This window comes from Streptomyces sp. V4I2 (genome assembly GCF_030817655.1).
Classification (GTDB): Bacteria; Actinomycetota; Actinomycetes; order Streptomycetales; family Streptomycetaceae; genus Streptomyces; species Streptomyces plumbiresistens.
Map to the genome: position 1 here is coordinate 10,403,079 of NZ_JAUSZM010000003.1, position 18,060 is coordinate 10,421,138.

The 18,060-nt window shown below is 67.8% G+C and carries 16 protein-coding genes and 2 pseudogenes; 8 read left to right on the forward strand and 10 right to left on the reverse strand.

The window, feature by feature from the left end; genetic code table 11:
• Nucleotides 1-45: 45 nt before the first annotated feature.
• Entirely contained in the window at nucleotides 46-1,011 is a 966-nt protein-coding gene (locus tag QFZ76_RS48745) for a YafY family protein (RefSeq protein ID WP_307679702.1), read from the reverse strand.
• 133 nt (nucleotides 1,012-1,144) lie between these two features.
• Between QFZ76_RS48745 and QFZ76_RS48750 the strand changes: the two genes are divergently transcribed.
• Genes QFZ76_RS48750 through QFZ76_RS48760 form a run of 3 tightly spaced genes read left to right on the forward strand, consistent with a single transcriptional unit; the run spans nucleotide 1,145 to nucleotide 6,147 of the window.
• The gene (locus tag QFZ76_RS48750) at nucleotides 1,145-2,470 is read left to right on the forward strand and encodes an FAD-binding oxidoreductase (RefSeq protein ID WP_307679703.1); all 1,326 of its coding nucleotides are present in this window, start codon (nucleotides 1,145-1,147) and stop codon (nucleotides 2,468-2,470) included.
• Between the two features lie 24 nt (nucleotides 2,471-2,494).
• Entirely contained in the window at nucleotides 2,495-4,222 is a 1,728-nt protein-coding gene (locus QFZ76_RS48755) for an ABC transporter ATP-binding protein (RefSeq protein ID WP_307679704.1), read from the forward strand.
• Nucleotides 4,219-6,147 (forward strand): ABC transporter ATP-binding protein, encoded by a 1,929-nt coding sequence (locus tag QFZ76_RS48760; RefSeq protein WP_307679705.1) that lies wholly within the window; start codon nucleotides 4,219-4,221, stop codon nucleotides 6,145-6,147. Before QFZ76_RS48755 ends, QFZ76_RS48760 begins: the two co-directional genes overlap by 4 nt.
• Before the next feature lie 153 nt (nucleotides 6,148-6,300).
• On the opposite strand, the gene QFZ76_RS48765 is transcribed toward QFZ76_RS48760, so the two are convergent.
• Nucleotides 6,301-7,938 (reverse strand): IS1182 family transposase, encoded by a 1,638-nt coding sequence (locus QFZ76_RS48765; protein ID WP_307679706.1) that lies wholly within the window; start codon nucleotides 7,936-7,938, stop codon nucleotides 6,301-6,303.
• Between the two features lie 391 nt (nucleotides 7,939-8,329).
• Between QFZ76_RS48765 and QFZ76_RS48770 the strand changes: the two genes are divergently transcribed.
• Nucleotides 8,330-9,028 (forward strand): IS110 family transposase, encoded by a 699-nt coding sequence (locus tag QFZ76_RS48770; RefSeq protein ID WP_307679707.1) that lies wholly within the window; start codon nucleotides 8,330-8,332, stop codon nucleotides 9,026-9,028.
• A 48-nt stretch (nucleotides 9,029-9,076) separates the two neighbouring features.
• On the opposite strand, the pseudogene QFZ76_RS48775 reads toward QFZ76_RS48770, so the two are convergent.
• A pseudogene (locus QFZ76_RS48775) lies at nucleotides 9,077-10,215 on the reverse strand (hypothetical protein); the annotation flags it as partial.
• 208 nt (nucleotides 10,216-10,423) lie between these two features.
• Between QFZ76_RS48775 and QFZ76_RS48780 the strand changes: the two are divergent.
• Nucleotides 10,424-10,666 carry a DUF5302 domain-containing protein gene (locus QFZ76_RS48780; protein WP_307679708.1) on the forward strand — a complete coding sequence of 81 codons (243 nt, stop codon included), beginning with the start codon at nucleotides 10,424-10,426 and terminating at the stop codon, nucleotides 10,664-10,666.
• Nucleotides 10,667-10,910: 244 nt separating this feature from the next.
• On the opposite strand, the gene QFZ76_RS52090 is transcribed toward QFZ76_RS48780, so the two are convergent.
• The 3 genes from QFZ76_RS52090 to QFZ76_RS48795 form a co-directional block, all read right to left on the reverse strand.
• The gene (locus tag QFZ76_RS52090) at nucleotides 10,911-11,075 is read right to left on the reverse strand and encodes a helicase associated domain-containing protein (protein WP_373464580.1); all 165 of its coding nucleotides are present in this window, start codon (nucleotides 11,073-11,075) and stop codon (nucleotides 10,911-10,913) included.
• Nucleotides 11,076-11,679: 604 nt separating this feature from the next.
• Nucleotides 11,680-12,195 (reverse strand): hypothetical protein, encoded by a 516-nt coding sequence (locus tag QFZ76_RS48790; protein WP_307679709.1) that lies wholly within the window; start codon nucleotides 12,193-12,195, stop codon nucleotides 11,680-11,682.
• 738 nt (nucleotides 12,196-12,933) lie between these two features.
• Nucleotides 12,934-13,950 carry an aldo/keto reductase gene (locus QFZ76_RS48795; protein ID WP_307679710.1) on the reverse strand — a complete coding sequence of 339 codons (1,017 nt, stop codon included), beginning with the start codon at nucleotides 13,948-13,950 and terminating at the stop codon, nucleotides 12,934-12,936.
• 119 nt (nucleotides 13,951-14,069) lie between these two features.
• On the opposite strand from QFZ76_RS48795, the gene QFZ76_RS48800 reads away from it, so the two are divergent.
• Together QFZ76_RS48800 and QFZ76_RS48805 are read left to right on the forward strand one after the other, a co-directional pair.
• Complete coding sequence (locus tag QFZ76_RS48800; protein ID WP_307679711.1) at nucleotides 14,070-14,555, forward strand: AraC family transcriptional regulator; 486 nt, start codon at nucleotides 14,070-14,072, stop codon at nucleotides 14,553-14,555.
• A gap of 98 nt (nucleotides 14,556-14,653) precedes the next feature.
• The gene (locus QFZ76_RS48805; RefSeq protein ID WP_307679712.1) at nucleotides 14,654-14,944 is read left to right on the forward strand and encodes a helix-turn-helix transcriptional regulator; all 291 of its coding nucleotides are present in this window, start codon (nucleotides 14,654-14,656) and stop codon (nucleotides 14,942-14,944) included.
• Nucleotides 14,945-15,104: 160 nt separating this feature from the next.
• Here the strand turns inward: QFZ76_RS48805 and QFZ76_RS48810 are convergent.
• Nucleotides 15,105-15,415: pseudogene (locus QFZ76_RS48810) on the reverse strand (DUF6233 domain-containing protein); the annotation flags it as partial.
• 60 nt (nucleotides 15,416-15,475) lie between these two features.
• Nucleotides 15,476-16,342 (reverse strand): thermonuclease family protein, encoded by an 867-nt coding sequence (locus QFZ76_RS48815; protein WP_307679714.1) that lies wholly within the window; start codon nucleotides 16,340-16,342, stop codon nucleotides 15,476-15,478.
• 384 nt (nucleotides 16,343-16,726) lie between these two features.
• Between QFZ76_RS48815 and QFZ76_RS48820 the strand changes: the two genes are divergently transcribed.
• Complete coding sequence (locus QFZ76_RS48820) at nucleotides 16,727-16,921, forward strand: hypothetical protein (protein ID WP_307679715.1); 195 nt, start codon at nucleotides 16,727-16,729, stop codon at nucleotides 16,919-16,921.
• Nucleotides 16,922-16,950: 29 nt separating this feature from the next.
• Here QFZ76_RS48820 and QFZ76_RS48825 read toward each other — a convergent pair whose 3' ends face one another.
• Nucleotides 16,951-17,184 carry a hypothetical protein gene (locus tag QFZ76_RS48825; protein WP_307679716.1) on the reverse strand — a complete coding sequence of 78 codons (234 nt, stop codon included), beginning with the start codon at nucleotides 17,182-17,184 and terminating at the stop codon, nucleotides 16,951-16,953.
• Nucleotides 17,185-17,284: 100 nt separating this feature from the next.
• Complete coding sequence (locus tag QFZ76_RS48830) at nucleotides 17,285-17,605, reverse strand: hypothetical protein (RefSeq protein ID WP_307679717.1); 321 nt, start codon at nucleotides 17,603-17,605, stop codon at nucleotides 17,285-17,287.
• Nucleotides 17,606-18,060: the final 455 nt, after the last annotated feature.

The window sequence follows — 18,060 nt, forward strand, 5'->3', positions numbered from 1 at the left end:
ACCCTCCGCAGGCACCCGTTGGAATCGATCATCTGGTGTTGCGGGTCAGGACGTTGGTGACGGCGCATAGTGGTGGGCAAGGTTGGTGGCGAGGTAGCTGAGGTGAGCCCTGGCTTCGGTGGGGCCGTGCACAGTGATGGCGCTCCCGAACGGCAGTAGTGCTCGCACGTCCTCCAGATGCAGGAAGCGGATCGTTACCTTGTGGCCGGTGGCGGATGCCTCATGGTCGTCCCAGACGAGTCGTTGGCCGAAGATCCGTCGGGCTCGCTCGATCTGGGTTTGGTCGATGGTGGCGCTGATCTCTATCGCGTGGTTGTGTTCCCACTGATCAATGAGCGCTGCAGCGACGGTGGCCAGGGTCTGGTTCTCGCGGATCCGTCGTGGCTGGTCGACTTCTTGCCACGTCGTGATCCGTTCGAGTCGGTACATCCGTGGCACTTGGGCACGGTCGGCGACGAGGTACCAGATGCCGGCCTTGGCCAACAGCCCGTAGGGATCCACGACCAGGTCGCGCGGGCATGACTCGCGTGGGCTGTCGTACTCGATCCGCATCCGGCGACCTCGCCGCACTGAGCCGATCAGCGAAGCCGGAGTCGTGCCGAAGGCTCGTGTCTGGAGCCAGGGGCGGCTGTCCACGTGCACCACGTCGGTGAGCGGCAGGAGTTCGTGAACTCGACGTGGCTGTGCGGCGGCGATCTTGGCGAGCGCGCGCCGGCTCTCGACGGATCCGTCGAGTTCCGCACGTTGCTTCTCGTCCAGCCCGGTGAGCGACAGCTGATCACGCTCGCCCGGTGTGAGTCGCGTGAGGTCGAGTCCGGATCCGGGCGGCATGGTCACGCCTCCGAGGCGGCCCCGCTGTGCGGTCACCGGCAGACCGGCGTCGCGGAGCCAGTTCAGATCCCGGGTGATGGTGCGAAGGGACACCCCGAGCGCCGAGGCAAGTTCCTGCGTGGTCACGGCGTCCCTCGATGTGAGGAGCAGCATCAGGGTGAAGAAGCGATCTGGGGTCACACACCCGATCTTTACAGGAATTGCGACACGATGCGGCGCATATTCCGGTCAGGCTGGTGGCTGCGCACCTACGACCTGCCTGTTCGCCGAGTGGGTGCGCGCACCCACCCGCCGATCCAGAAAGGTGCTCGCGATGAGTGCCAACACGACCGACGCCGAATCACCGGTGGCGTACCACCCAGGGTCTGCCGAATACGACGAGCACCGTGCCGGCTTCCAGTTGCGGGAGCAACATCAGCCAGCTCTCGTGGTGGCGGCACGGGACGCCGACGACGTCGTGGCGGCCGTCCGGCACGCCGCGGAGGCAAGTATGCCGATCGCGGTCCAGGCCACAGGACATGGACTCGCCAACCCGCTCGCCGGTGAAGGTGTATTGGTGTCGACGCGAAGGATGGACAACGTCGATGTCGACCCCGGCGCCGGCACCGCACGGGTGGGCGCTGGAGCGCGGTGGCGCGACGTGATCGAGGCCGCCGCACGCTACGATCTGGCACCGCTGTCTGGGAGCATGCCCGGTGTCGGCGCTGTCTCCTACACGCTCGGCGGCGGCATCGGGCTCATGGCTCGTCGCTACGGCTTCGCCGCGGACCATGTCACGCGCTTGGAACTGGTCACCGCCGACGGCTCCCTGCTGACAGTTTCGGAACACGAGGAGCCGGACCTGTTCTGGGCGCTCCGCGGCGGTGGCGGGAGCTTCGGCATTGTGACCGCGCTGGAGATGGCCTTGATGCCGGTCGCCAGGCTGGTCGGGGGCGGTTTGATGTTCGACCTGGGCGAGACGCCGGAGGTGGTCTCAACCTGGTTGCATTGGACGGCGACAATGCCCCCGGAGATGACCTCGGCGACGACCACGCTTGAGGTTTCCAAGCGGCACATGGCCCATGTCCAGATCGCCTACCTGGGTTCGGCTGCGGAGGCAGACGAGTTGGTGGCCCCGTTGCGGGCGTTGAAGCCTGCATACGACGGTTTGCGGGAGATCCCGTACCGGCGGTCCGACACCGTCTTCAGTGAACCGGATCAGCCGCATGCGTATGTCGCCGACAATGTCTTGTTGCGGGCGATCGACCAGGAACGCCTCCGCGACGCCATCGCCGCGTCGGCGCCAGGCCGGTCGGTTCCCTCCATCATTTCGGTTCGTCATCTCGGTGGGGCGCTGTCCACTCCGCCGAGGGTGCCGAACGCAGTCAGCCACCGCGAGGCGATGTACCTGCTGTGTGTCGTAGGTGTGGTAGCCCCGACAACCAAGTCGAACGCGGCAAGTGCGCGGGCGCTGCAGGATGAACTGTTGGCCGGCTGGTCCGGGACCGCCGTAGGCAGCTCGCCGAACTTCACTCTCGGACGACCCGACCAACGCGCCGCCGCAGAACTGTTCGACGCCGAGCGTCGTGACCGATTGCTGCAGCTTGCCCGTAAGTACGACCCCGCCGGACTGTTGCACCCCAGCTTCGTCATCGCCTGAGCACCTCCCACGAAAGGTTGACCGATGCGGCTGGTCCTTGCTCAGTTCGCCAAGCACCGATGGTGGTTCGCTGGCCTGACCGTCTTCCAGTTGGTCAGCGTCACCGCCACCTTGTATCTGCCGACGATCAATGCGGATCTGATCGACAACGGCCTACTGCGCACGGACGTCGGGCACATCTGGACGGCCGGCGGGTGGATGGTGGTCGTCAGTATCGTCCAGTTGCTGGCAGCGGCGATCTCGTCCTATGCCGGAACGCGCGCGGCCACAAACGCTGCGCACGACCTGCGGTCAGACGTCTACGACAAGATCGCGACTTTCTCCAGCCGGGAACATCAGGACTTCGGCACGCCGACGCTGATCACTCGCAGCACCGACGACGTTCAGCAAGTACAAGCGTTTCTGCTCACCCTCGGCACAGTGGCGGCCGCCGCACCGATCACGATGCTGGGTGGGGCCTATATGGCGTTGCGTGCGGATGCTGGCCTGTCCCTTCTCATCGTCGTGGCAGTCGTCGTACTGGGTGTGGCGTTGGCGGTGATCCTTCGCTGGATGACGCGGGTGTCGCGCCGGATGCAGGACCGGCTGGATGCGATCAACCGGGTCTTGCGCGAGCAGTTGATGGGTCTCACGGTGATTCGCGCGTTCACCCGCGAGCGCTTCGAGGCCGAGCGGTTCGGGCAGGTGAACAACGAGCTGGCGGTGGCAACCCGGTCAATGGGGCTGCTGAACGGGACGTTCGTTCCGGCCGTCATGCTGATCACCGATCTGTCGATCTTGGCCGTGGTGTGGTTCGGTGGCCACCGGGTCGAGTCGGGACATCTGCTGATCGGCGGTCTGACAGCCTACGTCACCTACTTGGGCCTGATCCTCGGGGCAGCCATGATGGCCGCCTCGGCGGTGATGATGTTGCCAAGAGTGATGGTCGCGGCGGAACGTATTCAGGCGGTGCTCAACTCCACCCCTATGCTCCGGCCATCGGGCGTACCCGCCAGGTCGGTCCCGATTCGCGGTGAGTTGGAGCTGCGCGGCGTTGCGCTGCGGTACCCGGGCGCCGATGCTGACGTCCTGTCCGGCATCGACCTACGGGTTGAGCCCGGCGGCACGGTGGCGATCGTCGGATCGATGGGTGCCGGCAAGACCACCCTGCTGTCGATCGTCGCGAGACTTCAGGACGCGACATCCGGATCCGTCCGGCTGGACGGCGTTGATCTGCGCACCATCGATCTCACTGTGCTGCGCGGTCAGCTCGCGATCGTTCCGCAGCGGTCGCTGCTTTTCAGAGGTACGGTCGCAAGCAATCTGCGGCTGGCCAGGCCGGACGCCACTGACGCCGAACTCTGGGAGGCGCTGGAGGTCGCGCAGGCTCGCGAGTTCGTCGCCGCGTTGGACGACGGACTCGAGTCACCGATCGTCCAGGGTGGAACGAACGTCTCCGGCGGCCAGCGGCAACGGTTGTGCATTGCCCGCGCACTCGTTGCCGCCCCGCGGGTCTTCCTCCTTGACGATCCGGTCTCGGCGCTCGATTCCGAAACATCCGCACGGCTACTGGCAGCGCTGCGCACAGCCACGGCCGACGCGACAGTCCTGCTGGTGACGCAGCGGACTGCCGGTATCCGCAGTGCCGAACGGATCGTGGTGCTCCACGAGGGCAGCATCGTCGGCGACGGGACACATCAATCACTGATGGACAGCTGTCAGACGTACCAGGAGCTCGTGGCTTCGCAGGACGCGATCGGGGCATCGACATGAGCCGCCGGGAGCGTGGTCAGCTCGAAGACGGCGCGAGCTTCGCCGCAACGTCGCGCCGACTGGCAGGCCTGTTCCGGCAAGTCCGGATGTCGGTGATCGGTTCGCTCGCTCTGGCTGTGTTCGGCGTACTGGCCTACCTGGTCGGCCCGCGGATCTGGGGCCGTGCGATCGATGCGGTGTTGGCCGGCACCCTGGGCGCCGGTTTGCCCACAGGACAAACCAAAGAGGCTGCCGCGCAGGCGCTGCGCGACAGCGGCCGAAACAGCTTCGCGGACATTATCGAGAGGCTGAACGTCACGCCCGGGTCCGGCATCGACTTCGGTTATGTAGGACATCTACTGCTGATAGCCGCCAGCCTATATAGCCTCGGCACCCTGGCGGGATTCGGCCAGCAGTATATCCAGAACAGCGCGATCGCTCGCATCATGCAAACTCTGCGTAACGACGTTGAGGCGAAGCTCAATCGGCTTCCGGTCCGCTACCTCAACGGCTCTTCACGCGGCGAGTTGCTGTCACGGATGACCAACGACATCGATAACATCGCGACCTCGCTCAGCCAGACGCTGACCCAGTTGCTCTTCGGTCTGCTCACGGTCGTCGGCGCACTGGCCATGATGCTGAGCATCTCACCCCTGCTGACACTGCTTGCGTTGATCTCGATACCGCTGACCTTCGCTATCGGGGCCGTGATGGCGAAGCGAAGCCAACGGCTGTTCGGCGACCAGTGGCGACTGACCGGAGAACTCAACGCGCATATCGAGGAGTCCTACTCCGGCCACGAACTCGTCACCGTGTTTGACCGCGGAGGCGCGTTCCGCGAGACGTTCGCGAACAGGAACGACGAGGTGAAGAAGGCGAGCCATCTCGCGCAGTTCGTGTCCGGCCTGATCGCCCCGCTGGTGCTGTTCATCGGAAACTTGAGTTACGTCCTGCTCTGCGTCGTCGGTGCCTTCAGGGTGATCAGCGGGCAGCTGACCCTGGGCGGAGTCGTTGCGTTCGTCCAGTACTCGAGACAGTACTCACAGCCACTCGGAATGCTCGCCTCGATGTCCAACCTGTTCCAGTCGGGTATCGCGTCGGCTGCCCGCGTGTTCGCCCTTCTCGACGAGCCGGAGGAGGACCCTGGTAGCCAGGGACGGCTGTCGGCCGTTCGGCCGCGCCGGATCACGTTCGAGCACGTATCGTTCGGCTACGACCGCGAGCTGACCATCAAGGACCTCGACCTGGTCGTCGAGCCGGGGCGGACCGCGGCGATCGTCGGCGCGTCGGGCGCCGGGAAGACGACCCTGATGGACCTGCTGATGCGGTTCTACGACGTTGGCAGTGGACACATCCTCGTCGACGGCACAGACATCACCTCGGTGTCACGGGACGCGTTGCGCTCCGAGATCGGGCTCGTTCCTCAAGAGCCGTGGCTGTTCGGCGGAACCATTCGCGACAACATCGCCTACGGGCGGCCGGATGCCACACTTGAGCAGGTCGAGCAGGCCGCTCAGGTCTGTGGTGTCAGCCACATCGTGAACGCTCTTCCACAAGGCTACGACACGGTGGTCGACAGTGCGGACGGACGCCTGAGCGAGGGCGAGCGACAGCTGATTTGCATCGCGCGCGCGTTCATCGCTGACCCAGCCGTGCTGATCCTCGATGAGGCCACCAGTGCGGTTGATGCCCGCACCGAGCTCCTCCTGCAACGGGCGACCTCGCGGCTGCGTCATGGCCGCACATGCCTGGTGATCGCTCATCGGCTCTCCACCATCCGCGACGCCGACGTCATCGTCGTACTGCAGGACGGTCGGATCGTGGAGAAGGGAACGCACACGCAGCTACTGCGAGCCGGCGGTGCGTATCACCGGCTCAGTCAGTACCAGTTTCACGAGCCGAGCACCTTGCCAGCTCTGGACCCCGACCAGCATTCGTCGCTATGAGGAGTTCGCAGTGAGACTCAACCTGCCGATGACGCCGCACCGGGCGCGCCTTGTCAATTTCGGAGGAGACAAAGCGATCGCGTCGCGTCTCCCAATTGGCAAGCCGGATGACTGTCGGCGTCGCCCCGAGGATCCTGCTGGCCAAATATGGGGTTATGCGGCGAGGGTGAGGTCGAGGCGGGCGAGGTGGCTGGTGCGGGTGTGGTCGAGGGGCTGGCCGTTCCACCAGGCATCGAGGCGGATCAGGTTGAGCGCGACGGCGGAGTAGACGTGCTCAAGACGGGTCTTTCCAAGTCCGCGATAACGGGCCCGGCGGGTGCCGGTGACCGCCATGGCCTGGCGGATGGTGCCCTCGACGCCGGCCCGCAGGGCGTACTTCGCCCGCCAATCCTGGTCTTCCTGGGCTCTGTGGTTCGCGTGGATGAGTTCGTGCAGCGGCCGTGGCCGCAGGGTGAGTTGACGGCCCCAGCGGGTGGCGTTGGTGCATTCTGCTCTGACAGGGCAGGGCCCGCAGGCGGCCTGGTCGAAGCGGACCACGATCACGTCGCGGCCTTTCTGTTTGGCCGGGCTCCAGAACCGGCTGGTGGCGCCCTGGGGGCAGGTGGCCCGGCGGGCGTCCCAGTCGATGGCGAAGGCTTCGCGCTGGTAGCCGGCGTTCTCCCGGTACTGGCGGGACGTGCCCGTCAGCAGCGGCGTGACCAGCGTGATGCCGAGGGCGGCCTGGGCACCGACGATGAGTTCGGCGCTCGCATAGCCGGAGTCCAGATAGTGCTCGGCGGGCAGCAGGCCGCGGTCGGCGCGAGCCTGATGGACGGGCTCGACCAGCTTCACGTCGGGCACGGGCGCATCCGTCGTCGCGACATGCGTGATCATGTTCGGGACGGTGGGACGTGCCCGCCGGCCTGGCCGCGGAACCTCGTCATCGGGCCCGGGCAGTTGGCAGACCTCGCTGATGTGGAGCTTGTATCCGGTCCAGTGCAGATCCTCTTTGGTGCCGTAGCGGGCATCGAGGTCGTAGGGCGAGGTGAGGCGGATTCTGCCGGGCGGGAGACCGTCCTTGTCCGCCTCCCGCCGCTTGACCACCTCCCGCCCGCCCACGGTGGTGATCAGGTAGTTCTGCACGGTGATCCGCCGCAACGTCTGGACCGCGGGCAGTTCGCGCAGCCAGACCAGCGTGGCCGGATGGTAGACCGCCCGCAGCAAGGCCACTGCGTCGCGCCCGTAGTCCAGGGCAAGTTGGTCCCGCTGAGTCTGGGAGCCGGGCGGGCGCCAGTACGCGTCGATCCGTCGCCCGTAACGCCGGTTCCATTCGCCGACCTCCAGCACCTGCGCCACCCAGTTGGGGGCCGCGGCGGACAGGGCCTCCAACGCGGCCCGCACCGTCTCCCCGGCCAGCTCCAGCCGGTTCAACTCCCGCACCGCCGCCAGCACATGCGTGGAATCGGTACGCTGCTTGCCTCCGGCCTTGACCAGACCCTTCTCCTTCAGCGCCGACAGCAGCAGATCCAGCACCCGCTCCTCCAGACCGTGGTCGACCACCCGGGTGCGGAACTCGGAGAGCACCGAGGCGTCGAAGCCGACATCCTCCAGGTCCAGACCCAGGCAGTACTTCCACGACAGATCAAAGCGGACCCGCTGAACGGCGGCGCGGTCGGTCAGGTTCTCCGCCATCTGCAGTACGGTCACCATCGCCAGCCGTCCCGGCGACCATCCACGCCGGCCCCGGCGGCCGAACGCCTCGGCGAACTCCGCATCCGCGAACAGCCCGCCCAGCTCGTCCCGCACCCGCATCGATAACGGCGGTGCCCCGCGTCCTGCCGCTGCCCGTGCAACCCGCGCCGTCGCGTCAGGGATCTCGGGCCACTCCTCCGGCCGCAACGACATGACTCCCACCCCAGCGGCCGGGAACGACAAGACCGGCCACCACGCTGCCAACAGCATCCCCACACCCCAGGACACGATATTGGCCAGCAGGATCCCCGAGGGCGGGAAATCGGGTACGGCTGTCCGGCTGACGTCGTGGCCACTTGGCGTGTCCGAGCCCGTCAATCAGCAGGATGCCGGGGACCCGCTCGTCAGGCGCTCGGAAGTGTTGCTTCGAGCACGCGTATCAGACTCTTTCGCCTCCTGGGCCCCCGCCGGGCGGCCGTGCCCAACAGGAATGAGAGGGAGGGAGCCGGCGGTGGACGTGGTCTATGAACGCTGCGCCGGGATCGACATCAGCAAGGCGGACGTGAAGGTGTGTATCCGGGTCCCGGGACGCGGGAAGGGGACCCGGCGCCGCGGGGAGGTGAGGACATTCCCGGCGATGACGTCGGGGCTGCTGGCGATGCGGGACTGGCTGCTGACCGAGGGCGTCACGGTGGTGGGGATGGAAGCCACGGGCTCGTACTGGAAGCCCGTGTTCTACCTGCTGGAGAACGACATGGAGTGCTGGCTGCTCAACGCCCGCCACATGAAGGCGGTCCCGGGCCGCAAGACCGATGTGAAGGACTCGGAGTGGATCGCCAAGCTGGTCGAACACGGACTGGTCCGCCCCTCGTTCGTGCCGCCCCAGCCGATCCGGCAGCTGCGTGACCTGACCCGGTACCGCACCGATGTGGTGCGCGAGCGTGCCCGGGAGGCCCAGCGTCTGCAGAACCTGCTGGAAGACTGCGGGATCAAACTGACCTCGGTGGTCTCCGACTTCCTCGGCGTCTCCGGGCGCCGGATGCTCAAGGCGCTGATCGCAGGGGAGCGTGATCCGAAGGCGCTCCTGATGCTCATGACGGTTCTGTGCGTCAAGGTCGGCGACAGGACCTCATGGAAGGTGGGCTGGCTCATGTCCGCGGCCGTCGTGTTCCTGCCGATCGGCCTTGTGATCGCCGCGATCGTCCCCTGAACTCGGCCAGGGCCAGCGTCCACGGCCTGTTCCCAGGCCAGCTCCACCTCAGCCTCGGGCACCACACCGGGGCGCCGGCAGCCCGCGGAGCGTTTCATCCGGAGAGCAGAGCGATGACAGCTGGGGCACGAGATTCATCATCACGGCGAGCGGCAGCGACGGGTTGGCGGCTGCGGCTTTTGCCACCTGCCAGTCGGTGTTGGTGAGCAGCTCCGCGATGACGTGCGGCGGAAGGGCCGGATGGCTGGCGGCCAGGGGCCGCGCCTGTCTGTCTGCCAAGCAGTTGTGCAGCGCCGGGCCCGTCGCGTTGCGGTGCCGGGCGATCTCGCGGAACGCTTTCTGTGCCGGGGGTTCGTGCCGGGTCAAGTCCTCCAGCAGTGCCGGAGTCGCGTCCGGGTTGGCCGCCACCTTGGCGATGACACGGACTCCGTGCCGGTCGACCATGGCGCGCACCTGCGGTTCGGAAAGGCCTGGGTGTGAAGCGATGGACTTGACCACTTTCGCGTCGGGGTCGGTGGCCAGCGCGTCTCGGATGCCGGTCGGTAGATCGCGTCGTTGAGCCACGAGCATCCGTGCGTGGCCGGCTCCGGCGACTGGGCCAGCTCCTCAATCTCGGCGGGAGAAGCGGCGGCAATCCGCGGCAGCAGGGTTGCGCCGATCTTGGTGGTGCCGGCCAGGCGGATGAGCACGTCGAGCGGCACGCGCGGATTGTGGGCGAGCCTGCGCCGCACATCGTGGCCACGGTCGCCGGCCAGCGCTCGGATGAGAGCGTCCTCGATCGAGGGATTTCCGGCGAGGTCGGCTCGGACACCGGCGTGGGGGTCCATGGCGAGCTGTCCGTACACCTCCGACAGCAGGTCGCAGCGAGCGGCGAGTGCCCAGCGAAGCAGCGGCGAAGGGTGATTGACGAAGCGGACGACGGCATGGGTGGGTGTGGCCGGGTTCTGCAGTGCCATTCTCTGTGTCTCGTGCACGGTGGACTCGTGGGTGCCGTCACAGGAGTCGCCCGGCAGCAGATCGCAGTCGTTTCGCGGGCATTGCGGGTCGTGCACGAACGGCGTCTCTTCGCGGTCGCAGACCAGGCATCGCAGCGCCGGGGGCAGGCCCTCGCTGGTGAGCAGTGCCGCCAGCAGGGGTGGGGGCGTCGCCTGGTTGGCTGCTGCTGCGCGGCGCACCTCGGCGTGCGGAGCGCTCAGTCACAGCTACGCCAGGCAACCGTGCCCTCCTGCTGCGCGTGGCGCAGACGGCCAGGCTGCGCCCGCCCACGCCGCCCGCGGCCAAGGCCTGCGTGACAGCTGCGAGCGACGGCCGCTGGCTGATGCCGGCCGCCGATGTCTCATGCGGTGCCTGGCATGACAAGCTGTGCTTGGCACTGCCCGAACCCAGGAGGTCACCATGACCGCAGAGTCTCCGTCGCAAGAAGGTTCGGAGTCAGCTGACGTCGAGAGCCCTGTCCTCTCGCCCGACGATGACGGCCAGGACGACCTGAAGCGCAAGTTCCGGGAGGCCTTGGCGCGCAAGCGCGGTATGCAGGCGGCCGCCGCCGACATCGCCGCGAACACCGACGCGTCAAAGATCCGCGGCGCGCACGGCCCGGCTGCGAACCAGCGGTCGTTCCGACGCAAGAGCGGCGGCTGAGTCCCAAACGGCGGCTGGATGGGATTCGGCAGGCCCCGGCCAGGCAGTTATGCCGATGAGCTGGGGCTGGGTCCTGCCGGGTGACGAGGGACGGTCCGCCGTGCGCAGCGGCTGGACACACCACGGGTGCCCCTTGCGCAGCCGGTGCGAGCTGCTTGGGCTCGTCAACGACGCATGCCCACGGACGCTGCCTGCTCTGTGACGGAGGAGAGATCCTGCCTCCGTTGAGTCGCAGTCCGTGCGCCTATGTCCAGCGCATGCCGATGTTGGAGAGCTGTTCAACGCGTTCGGGGGAGAGGGTCGCGGCCCTGCTGCGCTGGTTGCCGATCCAGGCCCCCAGCTTGATATTCAGCGCCTCTTCCCTCGCGTTCGTAGAACTGCTGGGCGGCGGCGTAGTTGAGTGCCCAATTGTCGGCCTGCGAGGTTCGCGGCTTGGGTTTCTCGTCCTCGGTGGCGGGCTCGATGCCGAGGGATGTGCTCACACATCCATTGCTCGACGGTGGTGAGTTTGTCCCAGCCCAGGCGCTGGGCGCGCACCCACCGTCCGAGGGGTTCGCCCTGGTGCACGCTGTGGCCCGGCTCGGTCGGCAGCTCACCGCCCTGACGGCGCCATGGTCTCCGGCGTGGAGGTCGTTCATGTCCGGCACGTGCTTCGTCGTCTCGCCAACCGACTGCCGGGCGTGCCCTTCGAGTTCCTGCATGAGCGCCGTCAACTCGTCACGTTGAGGCGGCGGCATTTCCCGCAACACACGCTGACACGCTCGCCGGATTCTCGGCGCGTCGACCTTCAAGGCGGCGTCACTGCCCACGGTGCTCCGCCCAGGTCTGTGCCGCGACGTGCAGCTTGTGCGTCCACTCGTCGGGCTGGTCAGCGCGTGCGATCGACTCCCACAACCGTTGCTGGGCGCGCGCGAATGCGTCGAGGTGCCTTACCGGTGTGACGTCCCAGGCGGGATGCAGTGCACCCAGACTCTCGGCTTGGGCAGCACTGTGGCCTGAAGCGATGAGCCAGATCACCCACAGGGCAGCGTCAGCCCAGGCTGCGCCCCTGGAAGCCCACGCCCAGTCGACGAGGCGTGTCCGTCCACGATGAGGACGTTGTCGGGTTTCCAGTCGGTATGCAGCAGCGCGGTGCCCTCGAAGAACCGCAGATCTGCCGGGTCCGTCAGGTGAGCGCTCAAGCGTTGAGGCATCGTCTTCAACTCGACTCCGGAGGGCGGCGTAGCAGAGGCGAGGCACCACATGGCCTGAAGGACGAGTTCGACGTCAGGAGAGCCGGGAGAGTAGTCGGCGTGCCGTCCACCGAGGTCTTCGAAGCCCAGGAGGTCCCATCGCCCCTTTCTGATCTGCCAGCGGAGGGCAGGGGCAAGACCTCTCGTGTACGGGTTGATGTCGGCCTCGCGTTGCTGTGTCCACACCCGCGGGTGGTCCTGGCGCAGCCCTTTGACGAAGACCGTGCCGTTGTCGAGGTGCAGGCGAGCGGAAATCTCGCTGTTGTAGCCGGCCGACATCATCTCAACGTCGCGCACGGCCCGGCGACCGTGTCGATCGCCTTCAGCGCGTCGGCGGGCATCTCGGTCAGGCGGTGTGTTGCCACGGATGTGCTCCAGGAGAAGAAGGGTCGTCGTGCGATACCGCGGGGCCGGGACTTGCGGCCCCACCCCACGGTTGCGGACCGGCGCGGGAGGAGACAGCCGGCCGGGCTGTTTCCGGCTCAAGGGTCCACCGGTCCGGGGGAGAGCACGGCGCGTACGGTCTTGCCGGGTCCTTCGTGGTGCAGGAACCAGACGACTTTGCAGCCCTGCCTTGCGAGCAGCTAGAGGCCGCGGCCCTTCTCTCCTCGTATGGCGGCACCGGCGTCTGGGAATGACGGATTGAGGTCGGTCACGTCGACGAGGAGCTCATCGGCCTCGGTGATGGCAGCGCGGACGGAGAGCCGCGGTTTGGGCTGGGCCAGTCTTCGGGCAAGCCATGCCGGATACCGTTGTCCACGAGGCGGCTGATGGCTTCGGTGGCTCGGAGAATAGAGCAGTTCCAGCACAGTGCGGTGACGACAGTTCGCGTCCACACCCGCGCCATGTAGACGGCGCTCTGATCGCCTGGAAGCTCAGTGGAGAAACTGCGCACGATGGGCGCGTTACTGATGGTCTCGGCATCATGTCGCCGGACGCTCGATGAGACTCCCAGCTCAGGGCACCGTCGCCACGCGACATCACGCCCGGAATCTCAGTAGTTGCCCCCTGGTGCCTGAGCTGGGACATCGGGGCCTACCAGGCGGGCATCATCGGCCCGGGGTAGCGGTCCCCGGCCGCGCCGTTCGGCAGGAGCGAGCCGATCAGATCCAGCCCTTCGGGGGTGAAGCTGAGTTGCGCGGCGGCGACGTTCTCGGCCACGCGCCGTGCGCTGCGGGTGCCAGGGATCGGCACGATGTCCTGGCCTTGGGCCAGCAGCCAGCCGAGCGCCACCTGCGCCACTGTGCAGCCCTTCCACTCGGCGATCGCGCCCAGGTCACGGACCAGTGTCTGGTTGGTTTCGTAGTTGCCGGGCTGCCAGCGCGCGTCGTGGGCGCGCAGGTCGTTCGGCGGGCAGCCGGCGGCAGGCGTGGCTGTCCCCGTCAGGAAGCCGCGGCCGAGTGGGGAGCAGGCGACGAAGCCGATGCCCAGCTCGCGGACTGTCGGCAGCACCTCGGCCTCGACGGAACGTTCGAACAGCGAGTACTCGCTCTGCAAGACCGAGACCGGGTGGACAGCGTGGGCGCGGCGGATGGCGTCCGGGCCGGCTTCGGACAGGCCGAAGAAGCGCACCTTGCCTTCGGCCACGAGCTCGCCGACGGTGCCGGCGACGTCCTCGACCGGCACGTTCGGGTCGACGCGGTGTTGGTAGAGGACATCGATGTGGTCGGTGCCCAGGTGGCGCAGGCTTGCCTCTACGACCGCGCGGATGTGCTCAGGCCGGCTGTCGAAGGCGCGGCCGAAGCGGCTCATATCGGTCAGGTCGTAGCCGAACTTGGTGGCCAGGACCACCTCGTCGCGGAAGTCCTTGACCGCCCGCCCGAGCAGTTGCTCGCTCATGCCGCTGCCCAGCCCGTACAGTTCGGCGGTGTCGAAGTGGGTGACGCCGAGCTCGAAAGCGCGGCGGATGGCGGCGATCCCGCCTTCGACATCGGCCGGGCCGTATCCCATGGTCATACCCATCGTGCCCAGGCCCAGCGCTGAAGAGGTCAAGCCCTGCGAGCCGAGCAAGCGGAGCGGCATGGCGTGCTCTGTATCGTGCTGTGCGTTCATTCTCCTGACGCTAGGGGTCCACGTATCCGCAGGTCATTGGGCAACACTCGCGTATGATTGCCTGATCGTCTCACCCTGACCGGCGTGTGGAGCGCGGGCTGAGCAGTCGAGGGAACCGTATGCTGGACCGTCTCGCTCAGGCGATCACCGACCACCGCGACGGCCCGTGGGCCACCACCGCAGTGCCCCGGCTGTCGCTGGTCGCGACCGACAAGTTGCTGCCGCCCAGCCGTCTGCTCTACGAGCCGATGGTGAGCTTCATCGCCGCCGGCGCCAAGCACACCGTCGCCGGCTCGCAGAGCTGGAGCGTGCCCGGCGGCCAGATGCTGCTGAATACCGTGCAACTGCCGGTCACCGCCATCTTTGAACAGGTGCCCTACCGCTCGGCGGTACTGGCCCTGGACAAGCAGATCATTACCGAACTGCTGCTGGAACTCGGCCCCGCCGCACCGCCCCCGGCTGCCGAGCCCGCCTGGCGGGCCACGGCCGGTATGCCCGCTGAACTGATCGACGCCGTGACCCGCCTGGTGCGCCTGCTGGATGCCCCCAACGACATCCCGGCCTGGCACCACGCGTCGAAAGCGAGATCATCTACCGGCTGCTGACCGGCCCGCTCGGTCCGGCGCTACGCCAGGCCGCGGCAGCCCCGAGCACTCGGATCCGCAGCGTCATCACCTGGCTCGTCGACCGCTTTGCCGAACCGGTGAGCATCGACCAGATCGCCGCCGAGGCCGGCATGAGCCCGGCGACCCTGCACCGCCATTTCAAGGCTGCGACCGGTATGAGCCCGCTGCGCTATCAGAAACACTTGCGGCTGCTGTCGGCCAGGCGCCAACTGCTGGCCGGCGACGCCACCGCCGCCCAGATCGCCCACACCGTGGGATACACCAGCACGACCCAGTTCAGCCGCGAATGCCGGGCCTTCTACGGACTGCCACCCGTCCGGGATATCACCCGCCTGCGCGCCGGGCTCACGCCACGCCACGCGGCGTAGGCTTCCGGTCTCTGCGGGGGGCTCTTGACCCGTCGCAGCGAAAGCTGAGCGATTCTCACCGATTCCTAATGTCGTTTGTCAAGCGGCCAGGGGCGCCGACGGCGTGAGCTCGTAGCACCGTCCGTCCCGCAGGAGGGCCCAGAGAACGTTGACGCGGCGGCGTGCACAGCCGTGTCGCCGGGTTCTCCGCGACGTCCAGGGCGCGGTCCAGGTCGAGCAGCGGCGCGTGGTTCGGCGCTTCCTTACAGTCCCGGGCGTGCAGGACCGCCCGGGCGGGACCGCGCCCGCCGCTCACCTCCTGCAGCACCCACCCTGAAGGCCGGCGCTCCCCGAGGACCTCGCGGACCACCGACCGCGGCGACCGCTCCAGCTTCTCGGTGACGACCTGGTCGTAGTCGACGCCGTCGACCGGCCGTACGTGGTCGGGGCGCGCACCCACACCCGGTACTCCGCCGCTTCCACTCCGCCATCTAACTGGTGGATAGGCAGTATTCGCAGCGTGCGCTATTCGCACCGTGGTCTGTCAGCGGATCAGTTGGCCTCGCAGCCGATGCCGTCACCGTCCCGGTCAAGGCGGTGCGGGTCGTCGGGGCCGACCCAGACGGGGCCTGACAGGTCCGAGCAGTCCACATCGGGGGCACCAGCGGGAGGCCCGTCCGGGAGATCCGGGCGTGCCGGGGTGTCCGGGGCCGACGAGTCCGGGGGAGTGATGGAGGTCTCCGGCTGCTGGTGGCAGGCGGTCCACAGGCCGGCTCCGGCCTGCTGGGCGGCGTCCTCGGCGTCAGAGATCCTGGGCCAGTACTTGTCGTTGGGTGGGTAGAGGACCGCCTCGGCGTGACCGCTGCGGACGAGGGACTCGTTGACGAAGGTGCCCTGTTCGTTCCACACGTACAGCAGGTACCGGTCATAGCGGTCGGTGAGTTCGACATCGCGTTCGGCGCGGACGCGGCTGCCCGGCGGCAGGAGTGTGGCGGTGCGGGCGGTGGCGTTGTCAGCGAAACAGGCACCGCGCTCCGGAGTATCGATCTCCAGGAGCCGCACCCGGGCCACGGTATTTTTCGGCAGGACCCGGCCGTCGCCCCGCATCTCGAGGGTGTCGCCGTCGATGACGCGGAGCACGACCACGCTCGGTGGGGACGTCGAGTTGGGCATCGTCGAGCCAGGATCCTGCACGGCGCCCTCGTCCTTGGCCGGGCAGTCCTCTTCGAGCTTGACCGCACCGAAGTCGACCTTGACGTCCGTCGGTTGCTCACCCGCCTTCGGTGTCTGACTGCACACCTTCCAGTTGCGGTCGAGGACCTGCATACGGCTGCGGCCGAGGTCGTCGTGCGAAGTCAGGTTGTAGAACCCGGCGGCCTGGGCTTGGTCTTGGGCGGACTGGAGCCCTTTGCCTACCATGTGGGGCAGGGTAGCCGTCTCGGCCTTTGCGGGGTTACTGCTGGTGGGCGCCTTGTCGTCGGCGCTTTGGCTGGTGCTGGGCTTCGTGGCGCTGCTGGCTGTATCGGCGCTCTCACAGCCTGTGAGCGTAAGCAGAGTGGCGGCGGCGAGGACCGCAGCGGTTGAACGGGCGCGCATGGTGTTCCCTGGGATGTTGTGCCTCAAAACGTCATCTGTCAGATGGGGGATATGTGCACCTCCTATGTACTTTGTCGCGTTTTCACCGGGGGACATCTGAAGGCGCGCGTCCTCGTCATGGTCGACCAGTCGGCCTCCTCGGATTCCTGCCGCTCGCAGTGGCCCGCGCCATGGGGGCTGCCCGGCCGCCTACCTGCCCGGACTGAGATGCGACGGATCGCCGACACCCGGGCACTCGGGGCGAGCCGGAACGCCTATTGCATCGGGTTGGACGACTGCACCCCGCACGAGCAGGCCCGCCTCGCCGCCGGCGCCCTGTCCACCCGCGTCCACGCGGTACGCGGCTCGCGCGGCCTGGTGTCGCTGCGGCCGGAGGTAGTTGGTGTGCGGGGTGGTGTGTGAGCTGCCGTGTGGTGGTTGTCAGGTGCCGGTCAGGACAGCCGTAGCGGGGGGAGGGTGCCCCTGTCGCCGAAAATCTGCGGGCTGTCCTGGCCCCGGTCCAGCTGGTCTGGGCGCGCCTGGGCCGACAGGGCGCCCGCAAGCTGGTGGAGGCCACGACCCGCACCGAACTCGCCCGGGTGGAGGGGTATGCGGGCCGGGCCGACGCACCGAAGATCCTCGCCGCCCGTCTCGTCCGGCGTCTGGAGGACCAGGTGCGGCTGCACGGGCCGATCACGGACCCGGTGGGCTGGCTGATCGCCCGGGGCCTGCCGCAGCGCCAGGAGTGCGCTCCCCCGGAGGCCTGCACGGTGGCGATCGCCTGTGTCAGGTGGTGTGGTGCAGCCAGCGTTGCAGGGTGGTGTTGATGCTGTTGGGAAGGGCGCTGAGTTGGTCGATGGCGTCGCGGTCTTCGGGCCGTGGGGGGATGCCGGCCGTGGTGAGGGCGGCGTGCAGGGCGAGGCGTCGCTGGTCACGGGGGTTGAGGGTGTAGCCGAGGCGGTGGGCGGGGTTGGGCGGCGGCAGCAGGTAGTCCGCGTTCTGCTCAAGTGTGGCCGGGGCGGGCTGCCAGGCGGCTTCGGTGGTGTCGACGGCGTAGGGGTCGACGAAGCCGTGCGGTGAGTGGTGTGTGAAGGCGCTGGTGGTCACGTTGATCTCCTTAACAGCGGCATGCGGATCTGGTGGAACAGAGCATCACCGGGCTGGGCGCGGTTGCGGCCGCGGCCGGATATCACGCCGGTGGCGTCATCGGCGGATGATCCTCTGGTCCGACCAACGGGAAGCCGGGATCGCCGGCGTGAAGGGCCACTCGTGCGGCGCGGTATGCGGCTGCCGCGGCGGGGAAGCCGGACACCGCTGCTGGGGCGCGGTGTGCTCCCCGAGTTCCGACAGCGCGGCGGCCGCGGTCCAGTCCTCGAGTCGGCTGCGGCCCGCCCGTGTCCGGGCCGCTGGCAGCGGCTGGCTGTCGTGGCCGCCGCGACCGAGAGCGGCCTGCTTCCTCAAGGTGACCTCCGGCGGCGGCGCTGTATCCAGCAGCTGGCCCCGCTGCCGGCCGGTGAGGCCGACTCAGCGGCCGGGCCAGAGACGGGCGGACGCCAGGCAGG